The organism is Acinetobacter sp. V2, from assembly GCF_001188385.1.
Taxonomy (GTDB): Bacteria; Pseudomonadota; Gammaproteobacteria; order Pseudomonadales; family Moraxellaceae; genus Acinetobacter; species Acinetobacter oleivorans.
This window is the reverse complement of sequence record NZ_JZFB01000001.1, coordinates 1,773,475-1,774,475: the sequence shown is the minus strand read 5'-3', so window position 1 is coordinate 1,774,475 and position 1,001 is coordinate 1,773,475. Positions and strand designations below refer to the sequence as shown.

1 protein-coding gene and 1 pseudogene are annotated in these 1,001 nt (G+C 41.0%); both read right to left on the bottom strand.

The features are described from left to right. Positions 1-502, bottom strand: a pseudogene (gene tolB / locus UC75_RS20755) (Tol-Pal system protein TolB); the annotation flags it as partial. A 93-nt stretch (positions 503-595) separates the two neighbouring features. Beyond that, positions 596-1,001 (bottom strand): cell envelope integrity protein TolA (locus UC75_RS22490; RefSeq protein WP_164837872.1); only part of this gene is annotated, 406 nt, incomplete at its 5' end.

Sequence of the window (1,001 nt, the reverse complement as noted above, 5' to 3'; positions counted from 1 at the left end):
TTCTGAGTACATATGCAATACGGCCACTAAAATCACCTGGAATACCAGTAAGTGCCTGATAAATAGCATCACTCACCATATGGCCAGCTTGACGTATGCGTGAAGCAGGTACATTTAAAAGTTCATTTAAAATGTATTGCTGCTTTTGTACATCATAAAGTTGATAATGAACTTCAAAACCTGTCGCTGTTTGTTTAATTTGTCCAGTAACTACATATGGAATTCCGGCAGCTTGCCAGTCAGAAGCTTGGATCTGATTGATTGCAGCATTGGCAGGCAAGTTTTTAGATGAGCTTGTAAAACGTCCAGAACGGTTTAAGTCAGTTTCAACAATAGGAGAGAGCCCATTGTCATTGTTAAACGGGACAATAGCAATTTTGGGTGCCTGATCTGGTGCTTTGGCAATTTCCAGATATAACTGGGCAAAAGCAGTTGTAGAAGCAATAGGGCTTAAGGCGGTGATCAATGCTAAAGATAGCAGGTGTTTGCGGCTCGTATTCATAAGTTTAAAGTCATAGCAGGTATTTTTGTGACTGTTGATTTTGTAGCATAGTTACATGCCTTAAACTATTTAAAGCATGTAACTCTTTCAAAATTATTGCGCTCTAAATGTAGAGTTAACACTTCTTGCTTCACGTCTTGCATCAGGGTCTGATGGCATAGGATATGGCGCAGATGCTTGAATTGCGGCCTTAATACTTGCATCTAAAGCATCATCGCCACTTGAACGTGTGATCACAATAGAATTAACGCTACCTGAGTCTGAAAGGGTAAAACGGACACCAACTGTTTTACCGCTACTGCCAGTCGGAACATCCCAAGAGCGTCGAATTTTTTGCTCAAAATCACGTCTAGCTGAAGAAGCAATTTTTTTAGCTTCGGCTTTCTTCTGAGCTGCTTCTTCTTGTGCTTTTTGAGCAGATGCAGCTTTTGCTTCGGCCTCAGCTTCAGCTTTACGTTTAGCATCATCAGCAGCTTTTTGCTGCTTAGCTTTTGCATCA